2 protein-coding genes are annotated in these 2,920 nt (G+C 50.0%); both read left to right on the top strand.

Annotated features, from left to right (window positions below):
• Nucleotides 1-243 precede the first annotated feature (243 nt).
• The gene (locus QZP87_RS01790; RefSeq protein ID WP_291321208.1) at nucleotides 244-1,557 is read left to right on the top strand and encodes an ATP-dependent 6-phosphofructokinase; all 1,314 of its coding nucleotides are present in this window, start codon (nucleotides 244-246) and stop codon (nucleotides 1,555-1,557) included.
• A gap of 23 nt (nucleotides 1,558-1,580) precedes the next feature.
• Nucleotides 1,581-2,920: UTP--glucose-1-phosphate uridylyltransferase (locus QZP87_RS01785; RefSeq protein WP_291321207.1), on the top strand; the 1,340-nt coding region annotated here is incomplete at its 3' end.

Below are 2,920 nucleotides of genomic sequence, written 5' to 3'. Positions count from 1 at the left end.
GAGCAAATAACAAGAGCAAAGAGCAAATATCCTGAAATTAGCAAGTACCTGATTTTATTACCAATGCGACTCTAGTTACTTGTAAGTAAATTGTTAAGTTGTGGCAAAGCCCGCATCAGCCTGATTATTTGGTGCAGGTGGGTGGTTGAGAGTACCCCAGCGCCTGTCCCCAATCGAGATCTCTTGAGATAATCCGGATAAAAACTGCCTATAACCGTTTAAAACTCTTCAGGAAAAATATTCATGACCGCCAAGTATGACACCAGCATTGAAACCATCGGCACGGCCAAAGTTACTTCTCCCCTGCCTTTGTGGCGCTACATCGAAGATCGGGAAACCGTACCCATGAACCTGGACCCGGAGATGATCGGGGAAGAGCCCAATGGCCCTATTCCCCTGGAAATCGAGGTCGCCGGACCCAGGTCAAATCTTTTTTTTGATCCTTCCAAGACCAAGTGTGCCATAGTCACATGTGGAGGCCTCTGTCCAGGCATCAATGACGTCATTCGGGCAATTGTCATGGAGGCGCACCATAATTACCGGGTCCCGTCCGTGCTGGGGATCCGCTTTGGACTACAGGGGTTTATTCCCAGCTACCAGCATCCCGTAGAAGAGCTTACCCCCCAATCCGTCAGCCACATACACGAATTCGGCGGCACAATTTTGTCCTCCTCAAGGGGTCCCCAGCCGCCTGAGGATATTGTGGACGCCATGGAGCGCATGAACATCAGTATCCTGTTCATGATCGGAGGCGACGGCACCATGAAGGCGGCTCAGGCCATTCAGCACGAAGTAGCCAATAGAGGCAACAAAATGTCAATTATCGGCATTCCCAAAACCATTGACAATGACGTGCACTTCGTATCCAAGACCTTCGGCTTTGACACCGCTGTGGAAAAAGCCACCGAGGCCATAGGATGCGCCCACGCCGAAGCCCTGGGCGCTCCCAGAGGCATCGGCATGGTAAAGCTCATGGGACGTGAGTCCGGCTTTATCGCCGCTCAAGCCACCATAGCCCTCAAAGAAGTCAATTTTGTCCTTATTCCTGAATCCAGGTTCGATCTTCATGGTCCCAACGGCTTTCTTGGGCACCTGGATAAAAGACTGGATAAACGCGGTCACGCTGTCATCGTTGTGGCCGAAGGAGCCGGACAGGAGCTTTTTGACCGCAAAGGTGCAGACCCTTCAGGCAATATAATTCTGGGCGACATCTGCTCCTTGCTGAGAAAGGAAATCCATCAGTACTTCCAGGATAAAAACACGGAAATAACCTTGAAATTCATAGATCCCAGCTATATTATCCGCTCTATCCCGGCCAATTCCAATGACAGGGTTTACTGCGGATTTCTGGGACAGCATGCAGTCCACGCCGGCATGTCAGGCAAAACCAGCATGCTGGTCAGCATGATTCAGGACCGCTATATCTACCTGCCTCTATCACTGGTAACCCAGAAACGCAAAACCCTGAACATAAATTCCAACTACTGGGGTTCGGTCCTAGCCAGCACCGGACAGCCTTCTTCCATGGTGAACCCCGAAAAATCAAATAATTGCTGACAGTTCGCAATTACGGAGGCAATATGGTCAATAAAAACCTTGAATGCATTTCCAACACCGATCCCGATCTGATGCAGATCTTCAAGGCTTATGCCCTGAAAATGGAAGAACAGTCACTGCCGCCCATTGTGGTAAATCTCTTTAAGTGCTACTTCTCCCAGCTTCTTTACGGCAGTCAGGGCAAGCTGACCCGGCAGGAAATTCTGCCGGTAGAAGCAAATGAACTGGAAAGCCTGGAAAATATTTCCAAGTACCAGCAAAACATTTCCGAAGCCATTTCAGAGCTGGTGGTAATCAAGCTCAATGGTGGACTGGGCACCAGCATGGGCCTGGAAAAAGCCAAGTCACTGATCAAAGTCCGCGACAACAAATCATTTCTAAACCTCATCGCCGAACAGGTAAAGGTTCTGAGGGATAAATACCAGACCCGGGTACCGCTATTGTTCATGAACAGCTTTAGAACTCACATGGACACTATGATGCATGTCCAGGAAATCGACAATCCCTATCACCTGCCTCAGGCTTTCCTGCAGCACAAGTACCCCAAGATCCTGGCAGACGACCTGACCCCTGCCATGTGGCCGGAAAACCCTGAACTGGAGTGGAATCCACCCGGGCATGGCGATATTTATACCGCCCTGGTAACTTCGGGGGTGCTCAAGAACCTTCTGGAAAAAGGCTATAAGTATGCCTTTATCTCCAACTCCGACAACCTGGGCGCAACCATGGACGAAATCATCCTTGGCTACCTCAAAGCCAAGGAATTCACATTTCTTATGGAAGTCACCCCCAGAACGGTCACCGACCGCAAAGGAGGCCATCTCTGCCGACTGCTCAAAAACGACCGTCTGGCCGTGAGGGAAATAGCCCAGTGCCCTGACAATGAGCTTGAAGATTTCATGAACATTCAAAAATATTCGTTTTTCAACACCAACTCCATCTGGCTGAACCTGGAAGAACTGGAAAAAGTATTTGTCAGGCACAGGATGGTACCTCTGGACCTCATAATCAACACTAAAAATCTGGATCCAAGAACCCCGGACTCCCCCAAGGTTTACCAACTGGAGACCGCCATGGGATCAGCCATATCCGCCTTTGATCATGCAGGGGCCCTGAATGTTCCCAGGAAACGCTTTGCTCCGGTCAAGACCACCAGCGACCTTTTGGCGGTAAAATCCGATCTGTATCAGATGACGGACATGATGACCATAGTGCCCAATCCCCGGCGCACGGAACCTATACCGGATATTCAGCTGGATTCCAGATATTATAAGAATATTGACCAGTTTGAGGAACGATTCGCCGCCGGGATCCCTTCACTCCTGGAATGCCAGCATCTAAAAGTGGAAGGCGACGTCTACTT

It is taken from the genome of Desulfonatronospira sp., from assembly GCA_003563255.1.
Lineage (GTDB): Bacteria > Desulfobacterota > Desulfovibrionia > Desulfovibrionales > Desulfonatronovibrionaceae > Desulfonatronospira.
This window is presented reverse-complemented; position numbering and strand designations above follow the sequence as displayed.

Excerpts from the sequence above, each read along its gene's own strand:
- QZP87_RS01790 (WP_291321208.1), top strand. The coding sequence starts at position 244 with ATGACCGCCAAGTATGACACCAGCATTGAAACCATCGGCACGGCCAAA.